General features: G+C 71.3%; 22 protein-coding genes and 2 tRNA genes. 3 read left to right on the forward strand and 21 right to left on the reverse strand.

From position 1 onward, the window contains the following. Positions 1-11: 11 nt before the first annotated feature. The gene (locus tag HHX40_RS28055; protein WP_182876607.1) at positions 12-677 is read right to left on the reverse strand and encodes a response regulator transcription factor; all 666 of its coding nucleotides are present in this window, start codon (positions 675-677) and stop codon (positions 12-14) included. Next, complete coding sequence (locus HHX40_RS28060; protein ID WP_182882960.1) at positions 677-2650, reverse strand: sensor histidine kinase; 1974 nt, start codon at positions 2648-2650, stop codon at positions 677-679. The genes HHX40_RS28055 and HHX40_RS28060 overlap by 1 nt, the downstream gene beginning before the upstream one ends. A gap of 145 nt (positions 2651-2795) precedes the next feature. On the opposite strand from HHX40_RS28060, the gene HHX40_RS28065 reads away from it, so the two are divergent. After that, a complete protein-coding gene (locus HHX40_RS28065; protein WP_182882961.1) occupies positions 2796-3701 on the forward strand; it encodes a CPBP family intramembrane glutamic endopeptidase in 906 nt (301 codons plus the stop codon). 1 nt (position 3702) lies between these two features. Here the strand turns inward: HHX40_RS28065 and HHX40_RS28070 are convergent, their stop codons facing one another. Genes HHX40_RS28070 through HHX40_RS28080 form a run of 3 tightly spaced genes read right to left on the reverse strand, consistent with a single transcriptional unit; the run spans position 3703 to position 6714 of the window. Further along, on the reverse strand, positions 3703-4713 hold the full coding sequence (locus tag HHX40_RS28070) for a hypothetical protein (protein WP_182882962.1): 1011 nt from the start codon (positions 4711-4713) through the stop codon (positions 3703-3705). A gap of 46 nt (positions 4714-4759) precedes the next feature. Further along, complete coding sequence (locus tag HHX40_RS28075; protein ID WP_310738324.1) at positions 4760-5458, reverse strand: peptidyl-tRNA hydrolase; 699 nt, start codon at positions 5456-5458, stop codon at positions 4760-4762. Further along, entirely contained in the window at positions 5455-6714 is a 1260-nt protein-coding gene (locus tag HHX40_RS28080; protein WP_220499655.1) for an MFS transporter, read from the reverse strand. Before HHX40_RS28080 ends, HHX40_RS28075 begins: the two co-directional genes overlap by 4 nt. An 84-nt stretch (positions 6715-6798) precedes the next feature. On the opposite strand from HHX40_RS28080, the gene HHX40_RS28085 reads away from it, so the two are divergent. Then, positions 6799-7782, forward strand: a complete 984-nt coding sequence (locus HHX40_RS28085; RefSeq protein ID WP_182882965.1) for a GlxA family transcriptional regulator — start codon at positions 6799-6801, stop codon at positions 7780-7782. A gap of 18 nt (positions 7783-7800) precedes the next feature. Here the strand turns inward: HHX40_RS28085 and HHX40_RS37940 are convergent, their stop codons facing one another. Together HHX40_RS37940 and HHX40_RS28095 are read right to left on the reverse strand one after the other, a co-directional pair. Continuing rightward, positions 7801-8007, reverse strand: a complete 207-nt coding sequence (locus HHX40_RS37940) for a DUF6203 family protein (protein WP_182882966.1) — start codon at positions 8005-8007, stop codon at positions 7801-7803. Between the two features lie 45 nt (positions 8008-8052). Continuing rightward, on the reverse strand, positions 8053-8757 hold the full coding sequence (locus tag HHX40_RS28095; protein ID WP_182882967.1) for an SDR family oxidoreductase: 705 nt from the start codon (positions 8755-8757) through the stop codon (positions 8053-8055). A 116-nt stretch (positions 8758-8873) separates the two neighbouring features. Between HHX40_RS28095 and HHX40_RS28100 the strand changes: the two genes are divergently transcribed. Continuing rightward, positions 8874-9326 carry a winged helix-turn-helix transcriptional regulator gene (locus tag HHX40_RS28100; protein ID WP_182882968.1) on the forward strand — a complete coding sequence of 151 codons (453 nt, stop codon included), beginning with the start codon at positions 8874-8876 and terminating at the stop codon, positions 9324-9326. A gap of 64 nt (positions 9327-9390) precedes the next feature. Here the strand turns inward: HHX40_RS28100 and HHX40_RS28105 are convergent. The 14 genes from HHX40_RS28105 to HHX40_RS28170 form a co-directional block, all read right to left on the reverse strand. Next, positions 9391-9463: transfer RNA gene (locus HHX40_RS28105), tRNA-Ala, on the reverse strand. Positions 9464-9529: 66 nt separating this feature from the next. Next, the gene (locus HHX40_RS28110; RefSeq protein WP_182882969.1) at positions 9530-10978 is read right to left on the reverse strand and encodes an ATP-binding SpoIIE family protein phosphatase; all 1449 of its coding nucleotides are present in this window, start codon (positions 10976-10978) and stop codon (positions 9530-9532) included. Positions 10979-11017: 39 nt separating this feature from the next. Next, positions 11018-11686 (reverse strand): class I SAM-dependent DNA methyltransferase, encoded by a 669-nt coding sequence (locus HHX40_RS28115; protein WP_220499656.1) that lies wholly within the window; start codon positions 11684-11686, stop codon positions 11018-11020. Positions 11687-11935: 249 nt separating this feature from the next. Next, positions 11936-12008 (reverse strand) — tRNA-Ala (locus tag HHX40_RS28120). 96 nt (positions 12009-12104) lie between these two features. After that, positions 12105-13586, reverse strand: coding sequence for an L-arabinose isomerase (araA, locus tag HHX40_RS28125; RefSeq protein ID WP_182876589.1), 1482 nt, complete (start codon positions 13584-13586; stop codon positions 12105-12107). Then, positions 13583-14242 carry an L-ribulose-5-phosphate 4-epimerase gene (locus tag HHX40_RS28130; RefSeq protein ID WP_111697909.1) on the reverse strand — a complete coding sequence of 220 codons (660 nt, stop codon included), beginning with the start codon at positions 14240-14242 and terminating at the stop codon, positions 13583-13585. The genes araA and HHX40_RS28130 overlap by 4 nt, the downstream gene beginning before the upstream one ends. Next, the gene (araB, locus tag HHX40_RS28135; protein WP_182882971.1) at positions 14239-15888 is read right to left on the reverse strand and encodes a ribulokinase; all 1650 of its coding nucleotides are present in this window, start codon (positions 15886-15888) and stop codon (positions 14239-14241) included. The genes HHX40_RS28130 and araB overlap by 4 nt, the downstream gene beginning before the upstream one ends. 45 nt (positions 15889-15933) lie before the next feature. Next, the gene (gene yjfF, locus HHX40_RS28140) at positions 15934-16920 is read right to left on the reverse strand and encodes a galactofuranose ABC transporter, permease protein YjfF (protein ID WP_182882972.1); all 987 of its coding nucleotides are present in this window, start codon (positions 16918-16920) and stop codon (positions 15934-15936) included. After that, entirely contained in the window at positions 16917-17963 is a 1047-nt protein-coding gene (locus tag HHX40_RS28145; protein ID WP_111697906.1) for an ABC transporter permease, read from the reverse strand. The genes yjfF and HHX40_RS28145 overlap by 4 nt, the downstream gene beginning before the upstream one ends. Then, on the reverse strand, positions 17960-19471 hold the full coding sequence (locus HHX40_RS28150; protein WP_182882973.1) for a sugar ABC transporter ATP-binding protein: 1512 nt from the start codon (positions 19469-19471) through the stop codon (positions 17960-17962). Before HHX40_RS28150 ends, HHX40_RS28145 begins: the two co-directional genes overlap by 4 nt. An 89-nt stretch (positions 19472-19560) precedes the next feature. Continuing rightward, a complete protein-coding gene (locus HHX40_RS28155) occupies positions 19561-20559 on the reverse strand; it encodes an ABC transporter substrate-binding protein (RefSeq protein WP_208759222.1) in 999 nt (332 codons plus the stop codon). A 79-nt stretch (positions 20560-20638) separates the two neighbouring features. After that, on the reverse strand, positions 20639-21628 hold the full coding sequence (locus HHX40_RS28160) for a LacI family DNA-binding transcriptional regulator (protein WP_182876608.1): 990 nt from the start codon (positions 21626-21628) through the stop codon (positions 20639-20641). A 634-nt stretch (positions 21629-22262) separates the two neighbouring features. Then, positions 22263-24002: an HNH endonuclease signature motif containing protein gene (locus tag HHX40_RS28165; RefSeq protein WP_182882974.1), complete on the reverse strand. Its 1740-nt coding sequence runs from the start codon at positions 24000-24002 to the stop codon at positions 22263-22265. Positions 24003-24920: 918 nt separating this feature from the next. Then, positions 24921-25264: substrate-binding domain-containing protein (locus tag HHX40_RS28170; protein ID WP_182882975.1), on the reverse strand; the 344-nt coding region annotated here is incomplete at its 5' end.

Below are 25264 nucleotides of genomic sequence, written 5' to 3' on the forward strand. Positions count from 1 at the left end.
GTCCCCACCGCTCACTCGCCGAGGCCCGCGCGGCGGGCGCGCACCACGGCCTGCGCCCGGTCGGCCACCTGAAGCTTGGCGAAGACGGACGTCAGGTGGTTCTTCACGGTCTTCTGACTGAGGAACAGGGCGCGGGCGATCTCCGCGTTCGACTTGCCGGACGCGAGCAGGTCGAGAACACCGCGTTCCCTGGCGGTCAGCTCGGGAAAGGGCGTGACATCCGGGCCGGACGCCAGGAACCTGCGGATGCGCCGGGCCACGGCGGGGCCGTACACGGCCTCCCCCCGGGCGACGGACCGCACAGCGGCGATGAACTCCGCCCCGCCCGTGCCCTTCAGGACGTAGCCGCGCGCGCCCGCCCGCAGGGCGGCGAACACCGACGCGTCGTCCTCGCTCATCGTCAGCACGAGCACGCCGAGGGCGGGCTCGCGGTCGATCAGCCGGCGGGTGGCCTCGATCCCCGAGGTGCCCGGCATCACCAGGTCCATCACGACCACGTCGGGGCGCAGCGACAGGGCGAGGGCGACGGCCTCCTCGCCGTCCCCCGCTTCGCCCACCACCTCGGCGCCGCCGACCTGTTCCAGCAGCGTCCGCAGGCCGTGCCGCAGCAGCGGGTGGTCGTCCACCAGCAGGACGCGTATCGGCTCGGCGGTCTCCGGATCGGCCTCGGAGTTCATCACAGCGGCAGCACCGCCTCCACTGTCGTGCCCGCCCCGGAGGCGGACGTCCTGCGCAGCACACCGCCGAGTTCCACGGCGCGCTCTCTCATGCTGCCCGACCCCACGCCCTCGACGAGCGGTTCTGGCAGCCCCCGGCCGTCGTCACGGACCCGCAGGAGCAGCCCGCCCCGCTCGATCCGTGCGACGATCTCGATGGTCCGGGCCTGCGCGTGCCGCAGGGCGTTGGCTAGCGCCTCCTGGGCGATGCGGTAGGCCGCCACCTCGACGGCGGCGCGCAGCTCGGGAAGCGGCTCCGGCACCCGGACCCTGACCGTGGGGCCGCCGTGCGCGGTCTCCTCCGTCTCCAGGGCCAGGTCCTCCAGGGCTCCGGCCAGCCCGAGCTCGTCGAGCGCCGGCGGGCGCAGGTCGTGGACGATTCTCCGCACGTCCCCGACGAGCCCCCGGACGAGCTGCCCGACCTCCGCCAGCGACGACCGCACGGCCGGTGACACACCCGCGGCGGTGGCCTCTATCACGTCGAGCCGTACGCCGATGGCGGCCAGGCCGGGCCCGAGACCGTCGTGGAGGTCACGGCGGAGCCTGCGCCGTTCCTCCTCCCTGGCGATGACCAGCCGCTCTCGCGACGCCTGCACCTCCCTGGCGAGCCGAACGGCCGCGAGGGCGACCGCGAGCTGGCGGGCGAGGTCGTCGAGCACCGCCAGGTCCGCCGCCGACAGGGCCTCGCCCGGCGACCGGGGAGCCGCGCGCAGCTCCCCCTCCACGCGTCCGCCCACCACGAGCGGCAGCCGTACGCCGTCGCCGGGGACACCGCCCTCCGCGCAGACCGGTGTGCCGTCGGCGGCGAGCACGGCGACCGCGGGCAGCCGCAGGGTGTGGGCCACGGTCTCCGCCGCCCGTTCGAGCAGCCGCGTCGGGTCGGCCGACGACTCGAGGCGCTGGCCGAGCAGGGACAGCGCGGCCGCGGGGTCGCCCCGGTTGCCGAACAGCAGACGGCCGACGGCCCGCTGCGCGGCGTCCCGCGCGGGTGCGAACGCCACCGCGACGACGGCGGTGGCGGCCAGCGGCTCGACCACCCCGGTCCCGGCCCGCAGGAGCGTGCCGATTGTGGCCACGGTGACCAGGTAGGCCCCCAGCAGCGTGACCGTGACCAGCGCGTACACGACGGTGCGCCGGATCAGCACCTCGATGTCGAACAACCGGTAGCGGAAGATCGAGACCGCCGTGGCCGCGGGGAACAGCGGCAGTGCCACGGCCAGCAGCCACACGCCCACGGGGGGATCGGGCGGCAGCAGCGTGTCGGCGGCCACCGCGAGCCCCACCGCGACGACGGCCGCGAACACCGGCAGGAGACGTCGCCTGTCGTCGGATCGGGTGACCCGTGTGGCCAGCGCCGCCATCCCCGACGCGGCCAGCCCGAGCGCCACCACGCCGAACGCGAGCTCCGCCACGGGCTTCGTGGGGACGAACCCGAACGAGCTGGGCACCTCCCGCCCCCAGACCCAGATGCGGTCCCGGAGCATGAGCATGACCTGGAGCACCGTCATCCCGGCGACGGCCGCGACCAGGACCGGTCGCCAGCGCGGCGACGGCAGCCGTCCGTCGGGCAGCAGCATGGGCAGCAGCAGGAGCGGCCCGAAGCCGGTGAAGAACACCCAGTTCGTCACCCACGCGGCTGCCAGGGCGCCGGGCAGCCCGTGCGGCTGGGCGTACGCGGCGTATCCCCCGGAAAGCGCCTGGAGGGCCAGCCCGGCGCCACTGAGACAGAACAGCCGGCCGACGGGATGCCGCCGCCACCGCGAGAGGATCAGCACGCCCACCGCCGGGCAGGTCAGGCCGGCGACCGCGTCGAGCACCAGATAGGTGGTGTCCGGCGCGGGCGCGGCCGCGGTCAGCGCGACGCCGGCGACGACGGCCGCCCCGCACAGGACAGGAATCGCCCAGAGCCCTCGGGGCCACGCACCGCTTCGCATCAGGACATCATTGGACATTACGCGCACGGAGGGGAATGGGACCCGGGTCCCGTCCCATCCGGGACCCCGCTCAGGTCCGTCGCACGGGACGGAACGGGACCTCACCCTCAGGCGGGCGGGACCGCCGGGACGCTGGAATCGGCCCATGCGAACGAACACGTCAACCGTCATCGGCACCGGCATCGGCACCGAGACCGCCGCTCCCGCCGCCCGCGAGCCGCGGCTCGGGGTCTACGGCGTCACCCTGGCCGCCCTCGTGCTGCCCGTCGTCGCCCTCGCCGTCTCGCAGGGCGCCGACCTCGACAGGATCGGCGACGCTCCCGTCGGGACCCAGATCGCCATGTACGGCCAGGCGTTCATGCCCGCGCTCGCCGCGCTCGTCGCGTGCCTGGCCGCCGGGGGTGTCCGCGCCGTGGACTGGGGTTTCCACCGGGTGCCCTGGCGCACGCTCGCCACCGCCTGGGCCGTTCCCGTCCTCGGCGTCGGCCTCGCGTACGGCACGGCCTGGCTGACCGGCGCCGCCCGCTTCGACCCGGGCAACCTCGCCGCGTCCACCGGGCTGCATCCGGCACTCGGCGTGCTGCTCGGCCTCGTTCCCGGTGTGGTGCCGTTCGTCGTCCTGGCGCTCGGCGAGCAGCTCGGCTGGAGCTCCCTGCTGGTCATGAGGCTCGCCGCGCGCAGGAGCCCGGCCACGACGGCGGTGATCCTCGGCCTGGCCTGGGCCGCGTTCCACTACCCGCTGATGCTGTTCGTGCCGGGGGCGGTGGAAGAGGGCGTGGCGGTGCCGTACGCGATGCTGATGTTCACGCTCCAGACGGTCACGCTGGCCTTCCCGCTCGTGTGGCTGCGGCTGCGCACCCGGAGCATCTGGCCCGTCCTGGTGTGCCACGCCACGGTGAACGCGTCGCTGTACTTCGTGGCCGAGGCGATGACCTCGACGCACGACAGGTCGGCCTGGATGGTCGGCGAGGGCGGCGCTCTCACCACGGCCGGGCTGGCGGTGGCCGTGCTCCTGACCTGCCGCCTGTGGCGGCGCCCGCGCTCCCGCTGAGTCAGAGCGCCTTCACGGAGGACATCACGGCGTTGATGTCGCGCCAGCGCTTCTTCTGGCTGTCGGGGATCGTGACGAACACGACGGCGGGCTTCCTGTCCGGGACGTCCACGAGGGCCAGCGCCGCCGCGGAGGTCCGCTTCTTGCCCTTCACCGTGTAGTGCACGGTGTAGCCCAGCAGCCAGCCCTTCCGCTTGCCCGCCTTCATCGGCTGGGAGGCCGTCCAGGTGATCGTCGCGCCCGACGGATGGTGGTTGAGCGTCCACCGCGCGGCCAGGAAGGCGGTGTCGCGCAGCGTCTCCTGCTGCGGGATCGGCACCGGGCAGGAGACCAGCAGGCCCCGGTACGACATGCCCTTGACCTTCGGCAGCACCTGCCGGGAGGCGAACGGGCTCGCCTTGGCGAGCGTCCACGACTTGGTGAAGCGCGGCAGGGCGACGCCGGAACGCCGGTCCTTGACCAGGCCGCGGATGTGAGCCGGATGACCGTGCAGGCGGCGCAGCTTGCGCTCGTTCGCCGGCAGCGTGGGCACCCGGGGATCGTGCAGGGCCGCCGCCATCGCGGTGTCGATCGGGCCGGACGAGGGCTCCGGGCTCACACTGGTCTGCGGGCTGACGCTGAGTGAACTGGCACTGGGCAGCGGGCTCAGGCCGGGCGTGGCCACCGCGCCGGTCGCCGCGCCGGTCGCCGCGCTGGTCGCCGTGCCGATCGCGGCGCCGCTTGCCACCGCCGCCTGCTGAGTGACTCCCTGGGCGGCCGGGGCGCGTACGGCGGCCGGGGCGGGCGTGCCCCGGCCGAGCACCGCGAAGGCGACGCTCGCGCCCAGGATGCCGACCCCCGCGGCCACGGCGACCGCCCGGTAGACCACCCGCATCGGCAGGTCCCCGAGGCTCTTTCCGGAGTTCGTCGCCGGCGCCGGCGGCGGGACCGTGATCTTCGGCAGTGGCGTGGTCTCGGCCTCGGCCGCTATGTAGGAGGGCACGGCCTTCGTCCCATAGTCCCCAGGTGACACGATCGGGAGCGTACGGCATATCCCGGTTTTTCGGGTGCCTTCCCCATCACACTTCGGGAACGCCCGCCCGCAGCCAGGGGGCGTCCGCGACGACCGTCGCCGAGCCGGGTTCGATCTCCGTGAACCCGGCGTCCCGGACCACCGGCAGGCCGCTCCCGGCCAGCGCGTCCCACCGGTCCGGGCCCGCCGTGCGGACGCGTACGGCGAAGCCGCGGCCGCGCCAGGCGGCCCTGTCCGCCTCGCCCGCGCCCCACCACGCGAACTGCGCGCCGTGGCCCGCCTGGGCCATCGCCTTGCCCGCCGTCATCGTCAGCCGGGGGTTGACCCAGAGCACCACGTCATCCGGGTCAGGCTCCGGCGGAACGGCGTCGTCCGCCAGATCGGTGCCCGACACCTGGAGCCGGGCGAGGTCACGCGGCCAGTCGTCCAGCGGCACCGGCGGATGCACCCGCACCTCGGCCGTGCGCACCGTGACGGTGATCCCGGGCAGGGCGAGCGCCCGCCGCCACTCGGCCCCGCGGGCCCGCCTGACCACCTTCCTGATCCGGCCGTCCTGCCACTCGGCGATCTCCTCGCCCCACTCGTCCGCGTTCTCCGCGTTCTCCGCGTTCTCCGCGTTCTCCGCGTTCTCGGCGTGGTCGAGCAGTCGCGGCACGGCGGTCGCCGCCGCCTCCAGCGCGTCGGTGCGGCGCGGCGGCGCCGCCCGCTCGATGCGTACGACCAGGGGAAGAACGCGCTCGGTCACCCGACAAGGATCGCAGCTTCGCGCTGGTCTCGGACACGCGTGACGACACGGGACGACATGAGCGCCGCGAACAGGCACAGAACCCCCGCGCCGTACCACGCCAGGTCGTAGTTGCCCAGGTGGTCGCGGGTGACGCCGGCCACGGTGGCGACGACGGCCGCGCCGACCTGGTGGGAGGCGAAGACCCAGCCGAACACCACCGCGCCGTCCGCGCCGAAGATCTTGCGGCACAGGGCGACGGTCGGCGGCACTGTGGCCACCCAGTCGAGGCCGTAGAACACGATGAACACCAGCATGCTCGGCTCGGTCGTGGCGGCGAACAGCTGCGGCAGGACCAGCAACGACAGCCCGCGCAGGCCGTAGTAGACGACGAGCAGGAGCCGCGCGTCCACGCGGTCGCTCAGCCACCCGGAGAAGATCGTGCCGGCGATGTCGAACACCCCGATGACGGCCAGCAGCGAGGCCGCGACGGTCTCGGGCATGCCGTGGTCGTGGGCGGCCGGGATGAAGTGGGTGCCGACCAGGCCGTTGGTGCTCGCGCCGCAGATGGCGAAGCCCCCGGCGAGATACCAGAAGTACCGGGTGCGCGCCGCGTCCCGCAGCACCCGTACGGCCCGCGCGGCGGCGCCCCCTCCCGGCGTACGGACGACCGGCGCGTCGGCCCCCAGCGCGGTCAGGCCGATCTCCTCGGGGGTGTCCCTCAGCAGGAACCACACGAGGGGGACGACGGCGAGCGCGGCTCCGGCCACCGTGAGCGAGGCCGGGCGCCAGCCCTGCGCCTCCACGAGGTGGGCGAGCAGCGGGAGGAAGACCAGTTGCCCCGTGGCACCGCCGGCCGTGAGCACGCCCGTGACCAGGCCGCGGTGCCGGACGAACCAGCGGTCGGTCAGCGTGGCGGCGAAGACGAGCGCCATCGAGCCGGTGCCCGCCCCGACCAGGACGCCCCAGAGCGCGACGAGCTGCCAGCTCGCGGTCATGAACACGGTGAGGCCGCTGCCGACGGCCACCAGAAGCAGGGCGCAGGTGACCACCCGGCGCATGCCGAAGCGGTCCATCAGGGCCGCGGCGAACGGCGCGCACAGCCCGTAGAGCATGAGGTTGACCGACACCGCCAGCGAGATGGTGCCCCTCGTCCAGCCGAACTCGTCCTGCAACGGCATGATCAGCACGCCGGGCGTCGCCCGGAAGCCGGCCGCCCCGATGATCGCGACGAAGGCGACGGCGGCCACTGTCCAGGCACGGTGTAGCGACTTCATGACGAGCATCCTCCCGTCGCGCCCCTCGGGGGAGACAGTGGCCGGGAGGTCAACCTGTGAAAGAATCCGGCCATGCTTCCGGCCATGCTTCCCACCGTGCACCCCGCCCCGCACCGGGTCGCCGTGCTGGCCCTGGACCACTTCGCGTCACTCGACCTGGGCATCCCCGGGCAGGTTTTCCTGGCCGCCCGCAACCGCGGGGCACTGTACGAGGTCGTCACCTGCAGCCCGGGAGGCCGCCCGGTGCGGACCCGGGCGGGCTATCGCGTCCTGCCCGACCACGACCTGGACGTGCTCGCCACGGCGCACACGGTGGTGGTGCCGGGCATATACGACGGGCGCGCGCTGACGGACGGCACGCTCGACGAGGAGGTGCGCGAGGCGCTGCGGGCGGCCGCCCCGCGGGCCCGGCTGATCTCGATCTGCACCGGCGCCTTCGTGCTCGCCGCCGCCGGTCTGCTGGACGGGCGGCCCGCGACGACCCACTGGCGCAACGCCGCGGCCTTCCGCGCCCTCTTCCCCCGCGTACGGCTCGACCCGGACGTGCTCTTCATCGACGACGGCGACGTGCTGACCTCGGCCGGGGTGGCGGCGGGCATCGACCTGTGCCTGCACGTGGTCCGGCGCGACCACGGCACCGAGGTGGCCAACCGCACCGCCCGCCGGTGCGTGACGCCGCCGTTCCGCGAGGGCGGCCAGGCCCAGTACATCGAGCGGCCGCTGCCCGACCCGGCGGGGACGACCACCGCCCCCACCCGGACCTGGATGCTGGAACACCTGGAGGAACCGGTCAACCTGACGGCCCTGGCCGCGCACGCCCGCATGAGCGTGCGGACCTTCACCCGGAGGTTCCGGGAGGAGACCGGCCTCAGCCCGGCCAGGTGGCTCGCCGGGCAGCGAGTCGCGCACGCCCGGCGCCTGCTGGAGACCACCGACCTGCCGGTGGACGCGATCGCCAGGAAGGCGGGGTTCGGCAGCGCGGTCTCGCTCCGGCAGCACCTGAACGCCGCCGTCGGGGTGTCCCCGCTCGCCTACCGGCAGACGTTCCGCACCCCCGCGCTCTCCTGACGGGCGACCGGCGGCCGGTCAGCGGCGGCCGCCCGCGACCGGCCTCCGCCGGCCGTACGCGTCGTCCGACCGGCGTCCCGGCGCGCGGCGCACCTGGGTCTGCTCCTGCTGCCGCTGGTCCGAGCGCCGCTTGCGCATGAAGAGCCAGCCGAGGCCGAGCACGACCATCCCGATCGGCGTACGGGCCAGCCAGCGGGTGACGACGAGCTGAAGGATTCTCTTCATGGCACTCGCCCCTACCCGGCAGGCGTGTGATCATGTGCCCGCCGTTCAGGAAGCCAGCTGCGGATACAGGCCGGCCACGTCGCCGGACAGCATGGCCCGCACCTGGCGGCTCGTGTCGTCGGCGACCACCTCGAAGCGCCCCTGCTCGATCCCCTGCAGCGCCTGGGCGGCGACCTCCGCCGGGTCGATCTTCGGGCCGTCGACGTGGGCGGCCATGTCGGTGTCCATGTATCCGACGTGCAGCGCCGTGACGAGCGTGCCCTGCTCCTTCAGTTCGAGGCGGAGGCTGTTGGTGAGCTGCAGCGCGGCGGCCTTGGCCGCGGAGTAGCCGGCCACCTGCGGTGCGGTGAACCACGACAGCACCGACAGCACGTTGAGGATCGCGCCGCCTCCATTGCGGCCCAGGACCGGGGCGAACTCACGAGCCATGGCGAGCGTGCCGAAGTAGTGCGTCTCCATCTCCAGGCGGATGTCGTCGAGCGCACCGGCGAGGAAGGACGAGCCCGTGGAGATCCCCGCGTTGTTGATCAGCAGGTTCACGTCGCGGGCCCGCTCGGCGGCGGCCCGGACGGACGCGGGGTCGGTGATGTCCAGGGCGAGCGGCACCACGCCCGGCAGGTCGACCGTCTCCGGCCTGCGCGCCGCCGCGTACACCTTGGCGGCGCCACGGTCCAGCAGCGCGGCCGCGAAGCGCCGTCCCAGCCCGCGGTTCGCGCCCGTGACCAGCGCGACCGATCCTTCGATCCTCATCGTGTCTCCATCCGTCGACGTCCTGGCGTCCACGGTAGAGAGCTGACTTTAAAATTGCAAGTTAGCTTTCCCGGGCTAGCCTGGATCCCACCGGCGACGAGTGAGCGAGGCGTGCGATGACGACCACCGAACTCCCCGACTCGATGACGTGCTCCATCGAGCGGGCGGTGACCCTCCTCGGAGAGCGGTGGACGCCGTTGATCCTGCGCGAGCTGCACACGGGAGTCGTCCGCTTCGCCGACATCCAGCAGCGCCTGGGGATCGCCACGAATCTGCTGACCACCCGGCTGGCGACGCTCGCCGGTGCGGGCGTCGTCGAGAAGCGGCCCTACCGCGACACCGGAGCCCGCACCCGGTACGAGTACCACCTGACCGATTCGGGCCGCGACGCACTCGTGATCCTCGGAGCGCTGCAGCAGTGGGGGGACCGTCACGTGCCCCGGCTCGCGGGACCGACGTTCGAACGCCGCGATCGGCGGACCGGGGCGCGGCTGGACGTGTCCTTCACCGACCCCGAGGGGCACACCGTCCCGCTGGACGCGGTCGCCTTCGTACGCACGGGCCACTGACCGGCCGGAACGCCGAGAGCCGCCCTCCGGACGGAGGACGGCTCCTGAGATGATTCGGCGACGGTGGAGCTATGGGGACTCGAACCCCAGACCCCTTCCATGCCATGGAAGTGCGCTACCAGCTGCGCTATAGCCCCTTGCCACGCCGCGTCGGCGGCGCCCCGCCAGTGTATAGGACTTCGGCGGCGTGAGCGTAACCCGCGTCAGGGGATCGCCAGGGAGAACCAGACCGTCTTGCCTCCCGCGACCCGGCTCGCCCCCCAGCGCTCGGCGAGCCGGGAGACGACGTACAGCCCTCTGCCGTCCTCGTCGAGGGGTCCGGGCTCGCGCTGCATCGGCAGGCGGTGGTTGTCATCGCTGACCTCGCACAGCAGGTGATCGGTGCGCAGCAGCCTGATCGTGATGGGCCGCGACGTCTGCCGTACGGCGTTGGTGACGAGCTCCGACGCGAGCAGCTCGGCCACCGGGGTCATCGAGGCGAGACCCCACGCGTCGAGCGTACGGCGGACCAGGCCGCGGACACGCGACGGCGTCATCGGCTGCGGCTCCATCATCCACTGGGCGACGTGCTCGCTCGGGATGCCGCGGAAGCGGATGGCCAGCATCGTGACGTCGTCGGCCCGGGCGGCCGACAGCACGGCGTCGCTCAGGTCCTCGATCGAGGTCCCGTCCGAGAGCCGGCGGCGCAGGTCCTCCACCTGCTGGCCGATGTCCTCCCCGCGTTCCTCCACGAGCCCGTCGGTGTAGAGGACGAGCATGCTGCCGTCCTCCGCCGCGATCTCCATCGTCTCGAAGGGGGTGCGGCCCAGCCCGATCGGCGGGCACTGGGGCGGCGCCAGCACCTCCGCCCGGCCGTCCGCGCCCACGAGGATCGGCGGCAGGTGGCCCGCGCTCGCGATCGTGCACCGGCGCAGCACCGGGTCGTACACGCAGTAGACGCAGGTCGTGATGGTCTGCTCGGCCAGCCGTTGCGCCACCTCGTCGAGCGAGTGGAGCACCTGCTCGGCCGGGAGGTCGAGCGCGGCCAGGGTCTGCACGACCGTGCGCAGCCGGCCCATCACGGCGGCGGCGGCCGGCCCGTGACCCATCACGTCACCGACGACCAGGGCCACCCTGCTGCCCGGCAGCGGGATCACGTCGTACCAGTCGCCGCCCACCCGCTCGGCCGCCGGCCGGTACCGGTAGGAGATCTCCAGCCCGGGCAGGTCGGGCGGAGCGCCGGGGCGCATGTCACGCTCCAGCGTCTCGACGATCTCGACCTGGCGGCGGTCCCGCCGGCCGTGGAAGATCGTGAGCGCGGCGGGCACAGCGAACTGTCCCGCGGTGAACAGGTCCGCCGGGCCGAACGGCGGCCGCTCGGCGTCGCGCGCGAGGAGCGCGCAGCCGACGACCGTTCCGTACGCCCGGAGCGGCACGGCGAGCAGGCGCCCGTCGAGCAGGGCGGTCTCACCGGTCTCACCGGCCTCGTCGCCGGCCCAGTGCGGTGGCAGCCGCCCGCCGGGATCGACCCGGTGCCAGGCGGCGCCGTCCACGTAGACCGCGGCGGCGTCGGCCAGCCCCGGCACCGCCGCCTCACACAGGGCCCTGGTGGCCTCCTCCGGGCCGGGGCTGTCGCCCACGGCCCGGACGATCGCGCTGACATCGTGCAGCATGGTCGACGGCTCCCCGCCTCCCCACACGGATGCGGCCGTTCAGCGATGGTCACGCCGGCAGTTGACGAAGAGCTGGATCTCCGGCGGCGCCTGCGTGGTCGCCGGCGCGTACGAGAGGTGGTTCTCCGACAGCACGGTGAATCCCGCGGCCTCGACGACCTCGCGCAACTCGTCGCGCAGATACCCCGTCACCCGCACGGGAGCGCCGAGGAACTGGAAGGGCACGTCGTCGAGGTCGATCTCCACCATGCTCAGCGAGAAGAGGCCGCCGGGCGCGAGCACGGCGTGGATCCGGCCGAGCGCCTGCTCGATCTGGGGCCGGGGCAGCATGAGGAGGCTGAAGAAGGCCGTCGCGGCGTCGAACGTGCCGAGCGAGGCGTCGAGGTCGACCACGTCGGTCTCGAAGAACGTGCCGACCGGCACGTTCTTCCTGGCCAGGTCGAGCATGACCGGGGAGATGTCGATGCCGGTGACCTCGCAGCCCGCCTCGGCGAACTGCTGCGCGGTGGGAGCGCCGGTGCCGCAGCCCACGTCGAGGACCCGCGCTCCCGGCTGGAGCTGCTTGATCAACCATTCACCGGCGGCGACCTGTCCCTCCTTGTGTGGGAACGCCTCGTCGTACCGGGCTCCGATGCGATTGAACGCCTCGGCCTGCATGGCCCGGTACTCCCGACGCGGATTGTCCGGTCCTGACTCGATTGTCATCATGGCCGCCATTGGTGATCAGCTGTATTTGCTTTCTTCTAGATAGGGGGCTTCGCCCGATCAAGTCAAGACATACCGAAGCTATTTAGGCTTTTCAGCAGGAAAACGAGTCAATGATCATTGTCAACCCTTACGCCGTCGGCCGCGCCCGCCGAGCCCGGGAACGACGACGAAGGGCGGCCGGACCGCGCGCCGCGCCGTCCGACCGCCCTTCGACGATCCTGCTTGTGAAGCCACTTGTGAAGCTGTCTGTGGAGCTATGGGGACTCGAACCCCAGACCCCCTCCATGCCATGGAGGTGCGCTACCAGCTGCGCTATAGCCCCGTGCGACGCAGCCAGTGTATAGGAGTCGGCGCGGAGGCGGGTAACCGGCGGACGGGCCCCTCCCCCGGGAAGCCGGGGGAGGGGCCCGTCGGACGATCAGAATCCCTGCGCGAGCCGGTAGTAGGCCTGGTTCCACCGCAGTTCCTTCGCGAACTGCCGGGGGGTCGTCGCCTCGTCGATGACGAGCAGTTCGACGCCCAGCATGTCGGCGAAGTCGGTCAGCTCCTCGGCCCCGAGGGCCGAGGACAGCACGGTGTGGTGCGGGGCACCCGCCGTGATCCAGGACTCGGCGGAGGTGCGCAGGTCGGGCCGGGGCCGCCAGACGGCCCGCGCGACCGGCAGGGCCGGCAGCGGCTCGGGCGGGGCGACCACGTCGATCTCGTTGGCCACCAGCCGGAACCGCTCGCCCATGTCGGACAGGCCGACCACCACGGCGGGGCCGGGCGCCGCGTCGAACACGAGCCGGACCGGGTCCTCGCGCCCGCCGATGCTGAGCGGGTGGATCTGGCAGGAGGGGGTGTCCGACGCGATCGTCGGGCAGACCTCCAGCATGTGCGCGCCGAGGATGACCTCCTCGCCGGGAGTGAGGTGATAGGTGTAGTCCTCCATGAAGGAGGTGCCGCCGGGCAGGCCCGCCGACATCACCTTCAGCGTGCGCAGCAGCACCGAGGTCTTCCAGTCGCCCTCGCCGCCGAAGCCGTAGCCGTCGGCCATCAGCCGCTGCACGGCCAGGCCGGGAAGCTGACGCAGCCCGCCGAGGTCCTCGAAGTTGGTGGTGAACGCCTTGAAGCCGCCGCCCTCCAGGAACTGGCGCAGGCCCAGCTCGATGCGCGCCGCGTAACGCAGCGACTCGTGCCGGTCGCCGCCGACGCGCAGCTCCGGCGCCATCCGGTAGAGGTCGTCGTACTCCTTGACCAGCGCGGAGACGTCGGCGTCCGCGGCGGCGTCCACGGCCTCGACCAGCTCGTTGACCCCGTAGGTGTTCACCGACACCCCGAACCGCAGCTGCGCCTCGACCTTGTCGCCCTCGGTCACCGCCACGTCGCGCATGTTGTCGCCGAAACGGGCCAGGCGCAGCGACCCGACCTCGGCGCGGCCGGCCGCCGCCCGCGCCCAGGTGCCGATCCGCGCCACCACCGCGGGGTCGCTGACGTGCCCGGCGACGGTCTTGCGCGGCACGCCCAGACGGGACTGGATGTAACCGAACTCGCGGTCGCCGTGGGCGGCCTGGTTGAGGTTCATGAAGTCCATGTCGATGGAACTCCACGGCAGCTCGACGTTGGCCTGCGTGTGCAGGTGCAGCAGCGGCTTGCGCAGCGCGTCCAGGCCGGCGATCCACATCTTGGCCGGGGAGAACGTGTGCATCCACGCGATCAGGCCGATGCACTCGTCGTCGGCGTTCGCCTCCAGGCACACCCGGCGGATCGCCGCCGCGTCGGTGAGCACGGGCCGCCACTCGAGCTCGAACGGCAGCCCCTCGCCGAGGACCTCGGCGATGCGCTGGGACTGCTCGGCCACCTGCCGCAGCGTGTCCTCGCCGTACAGGCCCTGGCTGCCGGTCAGGAACCAAAACCTCACAGGTGACTCCTCTGTCCGTAGACGTTCTGATAGCGGTCGTACAAGCTGTCGACGTCGCCGGAGGCGATCGGCAGCGGCTCACCGAGCTGACGGGAGATGTGGACGGTGCGGGCGACGTCCTCGCACATGACGGCGGCCTTGACCGCCGCCTTCGGCGACTCCCCGATGGTGAACACTCCGTGGTTCTGCATCAGCACCGCACGGGAACGGTGACCTGTCAAGGTCTCCACGATCCCCTTGCCGATGTCGTCGTTGCCGATCAGCGCGAACGGACCGACGGGGATCTCGCCGCCGAACTCGTCGGCCATGGCCGTGAGCACGCACGGGATCGCCTCCCCGCGGGCCGCCCACGCCGAGGCGTACGTCGAGTGGGTGTGCACGACGCCGTTCACCTCCGGCATGTGCCGGTAGACGTAGGCGTGCGCGGCCGTGTCGCTGGAGGGCGCGAGGTCGCCCTCGACGAGGTGGCCGTCCAGGTCGCACACCACGATCGACTCGGGCGTCAGGTCGTCGTACGACACGCCGCTCGGCTTGATGACGAACAGGTCCTCTCCGGGCACCCGGCCCGAGACGTTGCCCGCCGTCCACACCACCAGGCCGTACCGCACCAGCTCGGTGTGGAGCCGGCACACGGTCCTGCGCAGTTCTTCGATCATGCACTGGCCTCGTTCCTGATCGCGCGGAGCCGGTGCAGGAGATCACCGTCCGCGAAGTGGTCGTGCAGCCTCCGGTACTCGGCGTACAGCCGGTCGTAGGCGTCGGCCCGCTCCTTGTCGGGCGCGTACACCGCGGCGTCGCGCTTGCCCATCGCCGCCGCGGCGGCGGTGATGTCGGGGTACGCCCCGGCGGCGACGGCGGCGTGGATCGCCGAGCCCAGCGCCGGTCCCTGGTCGGAGCCGATCACCGACAGCGGGCGGCGCAGCACGTCGGCGTAGATCTGCATGAGGAACTTGTTCTTCAGCAGACCGCCGGCGACCACGAACTCCTCGACCGGCACCCCGGCGGCCTCGAAGGTCTCCACGATCGTGCGGGCGCCGTACGCGGTGGCCTCGATGAGCGCGCGGTAAACGTCCTCGGGACGGGTGGCGAGCGTCTGCCCGACGACGACCCCGGACAGGGTGTGGTCGACCAGGACCGAACGGTTGCCGCCGTGCCAGTCGAGCGCGACCAGTCCGTGCTGCCCGACCTTCTGCCCGGCCGCGAGCGAGGTCAGATACTCGTGCAGCCCGAGTCCCGCCTCCGCGGCCCGCTCGGCGTACGAGGCGGGCACGCAGTTGTCCACGAACCAGGCGAAGATGTCGCCGACGGCGGACTGGCCCGCCTCGTAGCCCCACAGCCCGGGGACGATGCCGTCCTGCACCACCCCGCACATGCCGGGCACCTCGGCGAGCCGGTCGGAGCACATGACGTGGCACGTGGAGGTGCCCATGATGGCGACCATCTGGCCCGGGCGCACGGCGTCGGCCGCGGCCGCGGTGACGTGGGCGTCGACGTTGCCGACCGCGACGGCGATCCCCTCGGGCAGGCCCGTCCACTCGGCCGCCCGCGCGGTCAGCCGGCCGGCGAGGCCGCCGAGCGGCGCGAGGTCGGTGCCCAGCTTCCCGGCGAAGCCCGTGAAGCCGGGGTTGAGCGCGGCCAGGAACTCCTCCGAGGGGTAGGCGCCGTCCTGGAAGATCCCCTTGTATCCGGCGGTGCAGACGTTGCGGGTCTCCACGCCGGCGAGCTGCCAGATGATCCAGTCGGCCGCCTCGATCCACCGGTCGGCCAGGCCGTAGAGCTCCGGGTCCTCCTCCAGCAGTTGCAGGCCCTTGGCGAACTGCCACTCCGAGGAGATCTTGCCGCCGTACCGCGGCAGCCACGGCTCGCCGCGCTCGGCCGCCAGGGCGTTGATCCGGTCGGCGTGGGGCTGGGCCGCGTGGTGCTTCCAGAGCTTCGGCCAGGCGTGCGGCCGCTCGGGGAAGCGCTCGCACAGCGGGTGGCCGTCGGCGGTGACGGGCAGGATCGTGCAGGCGGTGAAGTCGGTGCCGATGCCGACCACCTGCTCGGCCGGGACCTGCGCGGCGGCCAGGGCCTTCGGCACCGCGTGCCGAAGCACGTCGATCCAGTCCGCCGGCGACTGCAGCGCCCAGTCGGGCCCGAGGCGGACCCCCGAGCCCGGCAGCGCCTCCTCGATCACCCGATGGGCGTACTCGTGGACGGCGCCGCCCACCTCCTCGCCGTCGCTCACCCGCACCACCACGGCACGGCCGGACAGTGTGCCGTAGTCGACGCCGATGACGTAACGCTCGCTGTTAGCGCTCACAAGTACTCCAAACCAGGGAGAGGGGAGAGGGGACCCGGGCCCGCGCTATCTGCGCCTGGCGGTGATCAGCCGCTGCAGCAGGATGAAGGCGAACAGCAGCAGGCCGATGAAAATCTTGGTCCACCACGAGCTCAGCGTGCCCTCGAAGCTGATGATCGTCTGGATCAGGCCGAGCACGAGCACGCCGAGCACGGTGCCGAGCAGGTAGCCGCTGCCGCCGGTGAGCAGCGTGCCGCCGATGACGACCGCGGCGATCGCGTCCAGCTCCATCCCGACGGCGCTCAGCCCGTATCCCGACAGCGAGTAGAAGGCGAACAGCAGACCGCCGAGCGCCGAGCAGAACCCGCTGACGGTGTAGACGGCGATCTTCGTACGGGCCACCGGCAGGCCCATCAGCAGCGCCGACTGCTCGCTGCCTCCCGTGGCGTACACGTTGCGGCCGAGCCGGGTGTAGTGCAGCACGTACGCCGCGGCCAGCACGACCACGAGCGCGATCAGCACACTCGGCGAGACCCACATGTCGCCGCCGAGGTCGACCCGCGTCTGGGCGATCGCCGTGAACGTCGAGTCCTCGATCGGGATCGAGTCGGTGCTGATCGTGTAGCACAGGCCGCGGGCGAGGAACATCCCGGCCAGCGTCACGATGAACGGCTGGATCTCGAAGTAGTGGATGATCGCGCCCATGCCCAGGCCGAGCACCGCGCCGATCACCAGCACCAGGGCCATGACCCCGAACGCCGGCCAGCCGTCCTTCAGCAGGCTGGCACTGATCATCGTGGAGAGCCCGACCACCGATCCGACGGACAGGTCGATGCCGCCCGTGAGGATCACGAACGTCATCCCGACCGCGACCACCAGCAGGAAGGCGTTGTCGATGAAGACGTTGAGGATGATCTGCCCGGTGGCGAAGCCCTCGTAGCGGATGCCGCCCGCGACGAACATCGCGATGAACAGGCCCGCCGTCACCATGACGGGGATGTACTTCTGCGGGACCGTGCGGCGGAGGTCCAGCAGACCGGTGACGCTCGTCATGCCGAGACCCTCACCTTCTCTTCGGTCACCGGGCTCGGCGCCTGCGGGCGCCTGCGCCGGTGGAACACCTTCTCGCGGAAGGCCGGGGACTGCAGCAGGCAGACGATCGTCACCACGAGCGCCTTGAACAGCAGCGTGGTCTCCGGCGGGACGCCGATGGAGTAGATCGTGGTGGTCAGCGTCTGGATGATGAGCGCGCCGAGCACCGTGCCGCCGAGCGAGAAGCGGCCGCCCGCCAGGGACGTGCCGCCGATCACGACGGCGAGGATGGCGTCGAGCTCGATCCACAGGCCGGCGTTGTTGCCGTCGGCGCTGGAGACGTTCGAACTGATCATGAGCCCGGCGATGCCCGCGCACAGCGCGCAGAACGTGTACACCGTGATGAGGACGCCGCGGGCGCTGATGCCCGACAGGCGGCTCGCCTCGGCGTTGCCGCCGACCGACTCGATGAGCAGGCCCAGCGCGAGACGCCGGGTGAGGAACGCCGTGAGCGCGAGCACGACCGCCACGATGATGATCGAGAACGGCAGCGTGAGCCAGTAGCCGCCGCCGATCAGCTTGTACGGCGAGCTGTTGACCGTGGTGATCTGGCCGTCGGTGATGAGCTGGGCCAGCCCGCGTCCGGCGACCATCAGGATCAGCGTGGCGATGATGGGCTGGATGCCGATGCCCGCGACCAGGAGGCCGTTCCACACGCCGAGCACCACCGAGAGCGCCAGCGCGATCCCGACCGCTCCGAGGACCCCGCCGATCGAGTTCTGGTCGCCCAGGTCGCTGATCTGCAGGCAGGCCAGCGCGCCGGCGATGGCCACGACCGACCCCACCGACAGGTCGATGCCGCTGGTGGCGATGACGAGCGTCATGCCGAGCGAGACGAGGATCAGCGGGGCGCCGAAGCGGACGATGTCGATGAGGCTGCCGTAGAGGTGGCCGTCCTTCATCTGCACCCGGAAGAAGTTGTCGGTGAAGACGAGGTTGAGCGCCAGCAGGGCGACCAGGATGGCCACGGGCCAGAACAGCCGGTGTCTGAGGAACCGCGTCATGAGATGGCTCCGCTCGCGATCGTCTCCGTGAGCCTGTCCGTGGTGAGGCTCTCGTCGTTGTCCAGTTCGGCCACCAGCCGGCGGTCGCGCAGCACGCCGACCTTGTGGCTGAGCCGCAGCACCTCCTCCAGCTCGGCGGAGATGAACAGCACGGCCATCCCGCCGTCCGACAGCTCGGCGACCAGGCGCTGGATCTCGGCCTTGGCGCCGACGTCGATGCCCCGGGTGGGCTCGTCGAGGATGAGCAGGCGGGGCTCCAGGATCAGCCAGCGGGCCAGCAGCACCTTCTGCTGGTTTCCGCCGCTCAGGTTCCTGACGAGCTGCTCGGGATTGGCCGGGCGGATGTTCAGCGCGGAGATGTACTTCTCGACCAGCTCGTCCTGCTTGCGCCGCGGGATCGGCCTGGTCCAGCCCCGCGCCGCCTGCAGCGCCAGGATGATGTTCTCCCGGACCGTGAGGTCGGGGATGAGCCCCTCGGCCCGCCGGTTCTCCGAGCAGAAGGCGATCTTGCGGGCGACCGCCGACCGGGGCGTGCGCAGGCTGACCGCCTGGCCGTCGATCTTCAGCGCGCCGGTGCCCGCGTGGTCGGCGCCGAACAGCAGCCGGGCGATCTCCGTACGGCCCGAGCCGAGCAGCCCGGCCAGGCCGACGACCTCCCCCTCGTGGATGGTGAGCGTGAACGGCTCGATCGCCCCGGTCCGGCCCAGCAGCTCGGCCTCGACCAGCGGCGCGGCCTCACGGGCGGGCGGGCGGCCCTCCAGCTTCTCCAGGTCGGCCAGCTCACGGCCGATCATCTTGCCGACCAGCTCGACCTGGCTCAGCTCGCTGGTGAGGTACTCCCCCACGAGCGTGCCGTTGCGCAGGATCGTCATGCGGTCGGAGATCTCGTAGATCTGGTCGAGGAAGTGCGAGACGAACAGGATCGCGATGCCCTGCTCCTTGAGCCGGCGCATCACCCGGAACAGCTGGGCGACCTCCCCCGCGTCGAGGCTGGAGGTGGGCTCGTCCAGGATCAGCACCTTCGCGTCGATGTCCACCGCCCGCGCGATCGCGACCATCTGCTGGATGGCCAGCGAGTACGACGACAGCGGCGCCGACACGTCGAGGTCGAGGTCGAGGCGGGAGAGGATCTCCCCCGCCCGGCGGCGCATCTTCTTCCACTGGATCCGGCCGAGCCGGCGCGGCTCACGGCCGATGAAGATGTTCTCCGCCACCGAGAGGTTGGCGCAGAGGTTGACTTCTTGGTAGACGGTGCTGATGCCCGCCTGCTGGGCGGCCAGCGGGCTGGAGAAGGCGACCCGCCTTCCCTCCAGCTCGATCTCGCCGGCGTCGATGTCGTAGACGCCAGTCAGCACCTTGATGAGCGTTGACTTGCCGGCGCCGTTCTCGCCCATGAGGGCGTGCACCTCTCCCGGCAGCAGCCGGAAGTCGACGCCGTCCAGCGCCTTCACGCCGGGGAACTGCTTGCCGATCCCGCTCATCCGCAGGATCGGCGCGGGTGCGGCCATAGCGGAGCCCCTCTCTCGTTCCTACTCACTGTCGCGGCACCGGGCCGCCCCGGGAAGAGGCGGCCCGGTGAGGGAATCAGTGCTTACGATCAGTACTTGCGGTTGGGCAGGGCCTCCTTGGCCTGCTCCTGGGTGAAGGTGGTCTCCTCGGTCACCACGCGCGGCGGAACCTGCTCGCCCTTGACGACCTTCTTCGCGAGGTCCATCAGCTGGGGGCCAAGCAGCGGGGAGCACTCGACGATGTAGTTGATCTTTCCGTCGGCGAGGGCCTGCATGCCGTCGTGCACCGCGTCAACCGTGATGATCTTGATGTCCTTGCCCGGGACCTTGCCCGCGCCCTCGATCGCCTCGATGGCGCCGAGGCCCATGTCGTCGTTGTGCGCGTAGAGCACGTCGATCTTGGGGTTGGACTTGAGGAAGGCCTCCATGACCTCCTTGCCCTTGGCACGGGTGAAGTCGCCACTCTGCGAAGCGATCACCTTGAACTTCGGGTCGGCCGAGATGATCTCGCCGAAGCCCGCCTTGCGGTCGTTGGCGGGCGCAGAGCCGGTGGTGCCCTGCAGCTCGACGATGTTCACCGTGTCCTTGCTGTCCTTGTACTGGTCGACCAGCCACTGGCCGGCCTTCTTGCCCTCCTCGACGAAGTCGGAGCCGAGGAAGGTCTTGTACAGGCTGGTGTCCTTGGAATCCACGGCCCGGTCGGTGAGGATGACCGGAATCTTCGCGTTCTGGGCTTCCTTGAGCACGGTGTCCCAGCCCGACTCCACGACCGGCGAGAAGGCGATCACGTCGACCTTCTGCTGGATGTAGGAGCGGATGGCCTTGATCTGGTTCTCCTGCTTCTGCTGGGCGTCGGAGAACTTCAGGTCGATGCCGGCCTCCTTGGCCGACTCCTGGACGGACTTGGTGTTGGCGGTACGCCAGCCACTCTCCGCGCCGACCTGCGAGAAGCCCATGACGATCTTGTCGTCGCCGCCGCCCGACGAGCCGTTGCTGGCCGACGAGTCGCCGTCGCCGCCACCGCTGCATCCGGCCATCGTCAGGGCGGTCGCGCCCGCCAGGATCAGTGCCGAGATCCTCTTCAACACTGTGGGGATCCTTTCATCGCTGTTAGCGCTAACACAGGTCAGGTGGTCAGCGCTGATCATTTGTTTGATTTCCGTACGGCTAGCGCGCGCCTGTCGTGCTTCCCCTTCGTACGAACTGGGGAGGCACGACGAGCCGTTCATGGGGCAACGGCTCGTTCGACTCGATCTGCCGGAGCAGCACGTCGATGCTGCGCCTGCCGACGGCCCCGAAGTCCTGTCTTATGGTGGTGAGCGGTGGGGAGAAGAACTCCGACTCAGGGATGTCGTCGAAGCCCACGATGCTGATCTGCTCGGGGACCTTCACCCCCTCCTCCGTGAACGCCCGCAGCAGGCCGAGCGCCATCTGGTCGTTGGCGACGAACACCGCGGTGACGTCGCCCGCCATCGCGGCGAGGTGCTTTCCGGCCTGGTAGCCCGATCGAGGACTCCAGTCACCGGTCAGCATGTCGGGTACGCGGCGCCCCGCCTCAGTCAGCACCGCGCGCCAGCCCTCACACCGCCCTTCGGCCTCCAGCCAGTCGGCTGGGCCGCTGACATGCCAGACGGTCTCGTGGCCGAGGCCGAGCAGGTGCGAGGTCGCCAGCCTGGCTCCCTCGACCTGGTCGACGCTCACCACGGAGACGTCGCCCTGATGCCAACCCTCGACGGCCACGGCGGGCATGCCCGCCGGCAGGTCGTCGAGCGCACGGGCCGCCGAGCGCTGCGGAGCGACGACGACGATGCCGTCGACGCCCTGCTCGGCGAGGTAGCCGATCGCGTCGTTCACGCCGGCCCTGTCGATGGTCCGCAGGCTCACGATGCTCACGAAGTAGCCCGCGTCCCTTGCGGCCTGCTCGATTCCGTATACCGTGCTCGCCGGTCCGTACAGCGTCGTGTCGAAGCTGACGACGCCCAGCGTGCGCGAGTGCTTGGTGACCAGTGCCCGGGCGACGAGGTTGCGGCGGTAACCGAGCTGGTCGATGGCCCGCATGACCCGGGTGCGGGTCTCGGCGCGGACGTTCGGATGATCGTTGAGCACCCGCGAGACCGTCTGGTGCGACACTCCGGCCAGCCTGGCCACGTCGGCCATGACGGGCGGGCGGCGCTCGACGTTGGGTCCCACGGTCGCTCCTCTCAACTGCTTGGCAAGAACTGTGAGCGTTAACACAACCCGGCGTCAAGGAGGTCGCCGGTCACGGTCCGGTTACGCCGAAACATGCCGGTAACCCAGCATTGACGGACATGCCACATCGGCTTTAACTGGTGACCGGATCCCGGGTGTTAACGCTCACCCATCGGTGGAGAGGCTGTGTTATCGTTAACAGAACCGTCTGAGGAGCTGCTCGCATGACCGAAAACCCCTGCTCATCGGCCCTGCCGATCGTGGCGGCAGCGAGGATGCCCGGGTTCGGTGGTCACACACGGTAGTCATGAGCGGCGGCACTGGGGGACGCCGGCGCGACCGGCACGGCCACCCGCCGGTTTGGGGCGTTCCAATCGCTACGAACGTTTCAGGCGTGCCGGGGCCAAGTGCCTGGCCCCCGGTGACCGATTCTCAGCCCCGGCAGGCAGAAACCCCGGCCGCCGGAGCAACCCCGTGAGCGGCTCGGGATCCCATGGACGGCGACACGCTTCCGCGCCTGGCCCTGCTTTCGCCCCGCCCTGCTTTCGCCCCTGAGACACCGATGCCACCCCTGCGGGTACCGATTCGCGCGCCGGTGATTTCATTCGCGCCGCCGGGTGGTGCGGGGGTTGCGGTAGGTGAAGGCCCAGCGGTCGGCTCCGATCTTGCGGCGGGTGTAGCGACTCGGGTGGCGGTAGCGGTCGCGGTTGTGGAACTGGCACGCCGGTCCCAGCAGCGTGAGATCGGTCAGCCCGCCGCTGCACCAGTCCTCGGCGTGGTCGACCTGGCACATCGTGGCCGGCAGCGGGCAGCCGTCCACCCAGCAGGTCGCATACCGCGCGAAGACCGCCCGCCGCTGAGCCGGGGTCGCCAGACGGACCTTGCGGCCCATGTCCAGCACCTGCCCACCGGCGTCCATCACGATCCGCACCAAAGTGCTGGTACGGGCCAGGCGATGCACGCTGGAGACGGGCAGCAGATGCCCGGTCGCCAGGATCAGCCCCGGCAGCCCCCGCAACCACACCCCCGGCGGCGGACTGTTGACCCCCGCCCTCGGCCACGCGTCATCGTCGCGTTCCACCCCCGGCGGAGCGTCGGCTCCTGTCCGGGACGTCTCATGCCGCGCCTCGCCTGTCCAGGAGGCGTGCCGGTAGCCCTCCGCCGGGCAGTCGTCGGCAGGGCGGTCCCCGCCGGGGCAGCCGTGAGCACGGCGCTCCCCAGGGCAGTCCCCGCTTGGACTGTCCTCGGTGTGAGCGCCAGTGGCGTCGTCACTCTTGGTCGGGGGCTCAGTCGGGGGATCAGGGGCGCGCGTCTGCTGCGCACGAGTGCGGGCGTCAGAGCCGGGGACGGAACCAGGGCCGCAGGAACCGAGGTCGGGACCAGGGTCGTCGCTCAGGTCGGCGTCTGAGGGGTCGCTGGTGGGGTGGTCGGCAGAGGGGTCAGGCGTGGGGTCGCTGGTGGGGTGGCCGGCAGAGGGGTCAGCTGTGGGGTCGTCTGAGGGGCCGGTGCCCGAAGGGTCGGGACCAGAGCCTGGGTCGGTGTCTACCGAGTCGGTGGTGGGGTGTCCAGCTGAGGGGTCGGTGCCTGAGGGACCGTCGGCAGTGGGGTCGCCGGGCAGGGATTCGGCGGTGACCAGCACCAGAAGCTCGGTCGCGATCTTGTTGTCCAGGAACGCGATGACCGCGTCGGCGTTCCGCACGCTCAGCGTCCGGTCATCGCCCTCGGCCTTCGGCTTTGCGTAGACATCCAGCAGGTGCTGCAACCGCGCCGCGGCCTCGACCGGGAGGTAGAACTCTCCCTCCAGTCCGCCGTTCCTGCGCCGCCGGACCCGGAAGAACCGGCGGTCGAAGTCGGCCTGCTCGTCCTGCTCGTGGCCGTCGGGGTCCAGCACCGCCCGTAGATACCGCCCCGCCTTGGCCACCTCCGCCGCACCCGCCGACCCGGCCAACTCCAGCAAAATTCCCTCAGCGGTGGTCGCCTGCTCGTCGGTCAACCCGGAGGTGGCGGTGCAGATCGCCTCCACGATCCCCTCCGCCAGGCCGCCCTCGGCGAACCGCTCACGCACCCGCGACAGACGACCCAACTCCACGCCCATCGTCACCAACCGACCGGCTCCGGGGATGGTCATCCCCCCGACGCTGCGCAGCCACAATCTGGTCGAGGCGTGCCCATGGTTCTTCGCCTCCCCAGCCCGGTGGACCCGGCCCACCCGGGCGGCCAACGCCGAAGTGATCCGATCGCGGGCCGCCAGCAACTCCTCCGCCTCAGCCAGACACACCTCCGCCGACTCAGGCACCGGCACCAGCGCCACCACCCGCGCCGCCTCACCAACCGCCGCCACCGCCACCCACGACGACGACCCGGCACCGCAAGCACCACCGAAGCCACGCTCAGACGCGCTGCCGGGCACACCGTCCGACGCACCACCAGGCGCGCCACCCGGCGCACCGCCGGCAGTCCGACCACGGCCGGCGTCACCGCGGCCCGCATCGTGGGCCTGGTCCGCGTTACGCGGGCCGGCGGCAGGGGTGCCGTCAGATGCGCCACCGGCGCCGGCGGCCGGGGCGGCCGGGGTCTCGGGGGCGTTGATTCCAGCAGCGGCGGGACCGCGGGCGCCGCCGGCTGCACCTCCTGCTTGACCGGCGGCCGAGGGAGAACCGGCTGTGGCGCCGGAAACGGGACCGCCGGAAACGGGGCCGCCGGCAGAAGAACCATCAGGGGAAGCGCCATTCGCGGTTTCGTCGCCGATGGAGTCGTCAACGGCAGCGGTACCGGCACGAGTCGTAAATGCTCGAACAAAGGGAAAGGTCGCCGGGGTGTCGGACCGGCCAACGCGCTTTCGCCCTTCGGAATCGGCGATCGGTACAAATTCGCGGGCGAGGGAACCTTCTGACGACCAAAGGGGCGAGCCGGCGACCAGGCGATCCCACCAGTCGTCGGCGGCATGCGAATGATGGGGGTGACCAGGGTCGAAGCCAGACAGATCCATCACGCCCCCTTCGCCGATTCGAAATCCTGTACTAATCCTTCCACGAACCGGCACCGGGCGACAACCGCGCGCTGAGACTTGCTGGAGCTACAGGCGAAGGGCGCAGACCAGCGAATTTAATATCCCTATTTAGGCCCATTGCGCTGATATAGCCGACCTCTGGAATTGGCACGCATTCACGTGCGCGGCGCGACAAGGCGGGCGGGCACAGGCTGCACAGGCTGAATGGACGGCGGGCCGATCGGCGACGGGCAGGCTACGGAAGGCCGGTCACGCGGCGGCCGCGCTCTCCCTGACCACGAGTTCGGGCTCGACCAGACGCGCCGACTCGACGTCGCGCCCTGCGATGCGCTGGAGCAGGAGCCGGAACGCCTGCCGGCCGAGCACGCCGAAGTCCTGCCGCACCGTGGTCAGCGGCGGCCAGAAGTACGCCGCCTCCGGCACATCGTCGAACCCCACGACACTCACGTCCTCGGGAACCCGACGACCCGCCTCCCGCAACGCCCGCAACACCCCCATCGCCATATGATCATTGGCCACGAACACCGCCGTCACCGCCTCATCGGCCGCCAACCGCCGCCCCAGCTCATAACCCGACGACGCCGTCCAATCCC

Source organism: Microbispora sp. H10949, from assembly GCF_014161435.1.
Lineage (GTDB): Bacteria > Actinomycetota > Actinomycetes > Streptosporangiales > Streptosporangiaceae > Microbispora > Microbispora triticiradicis.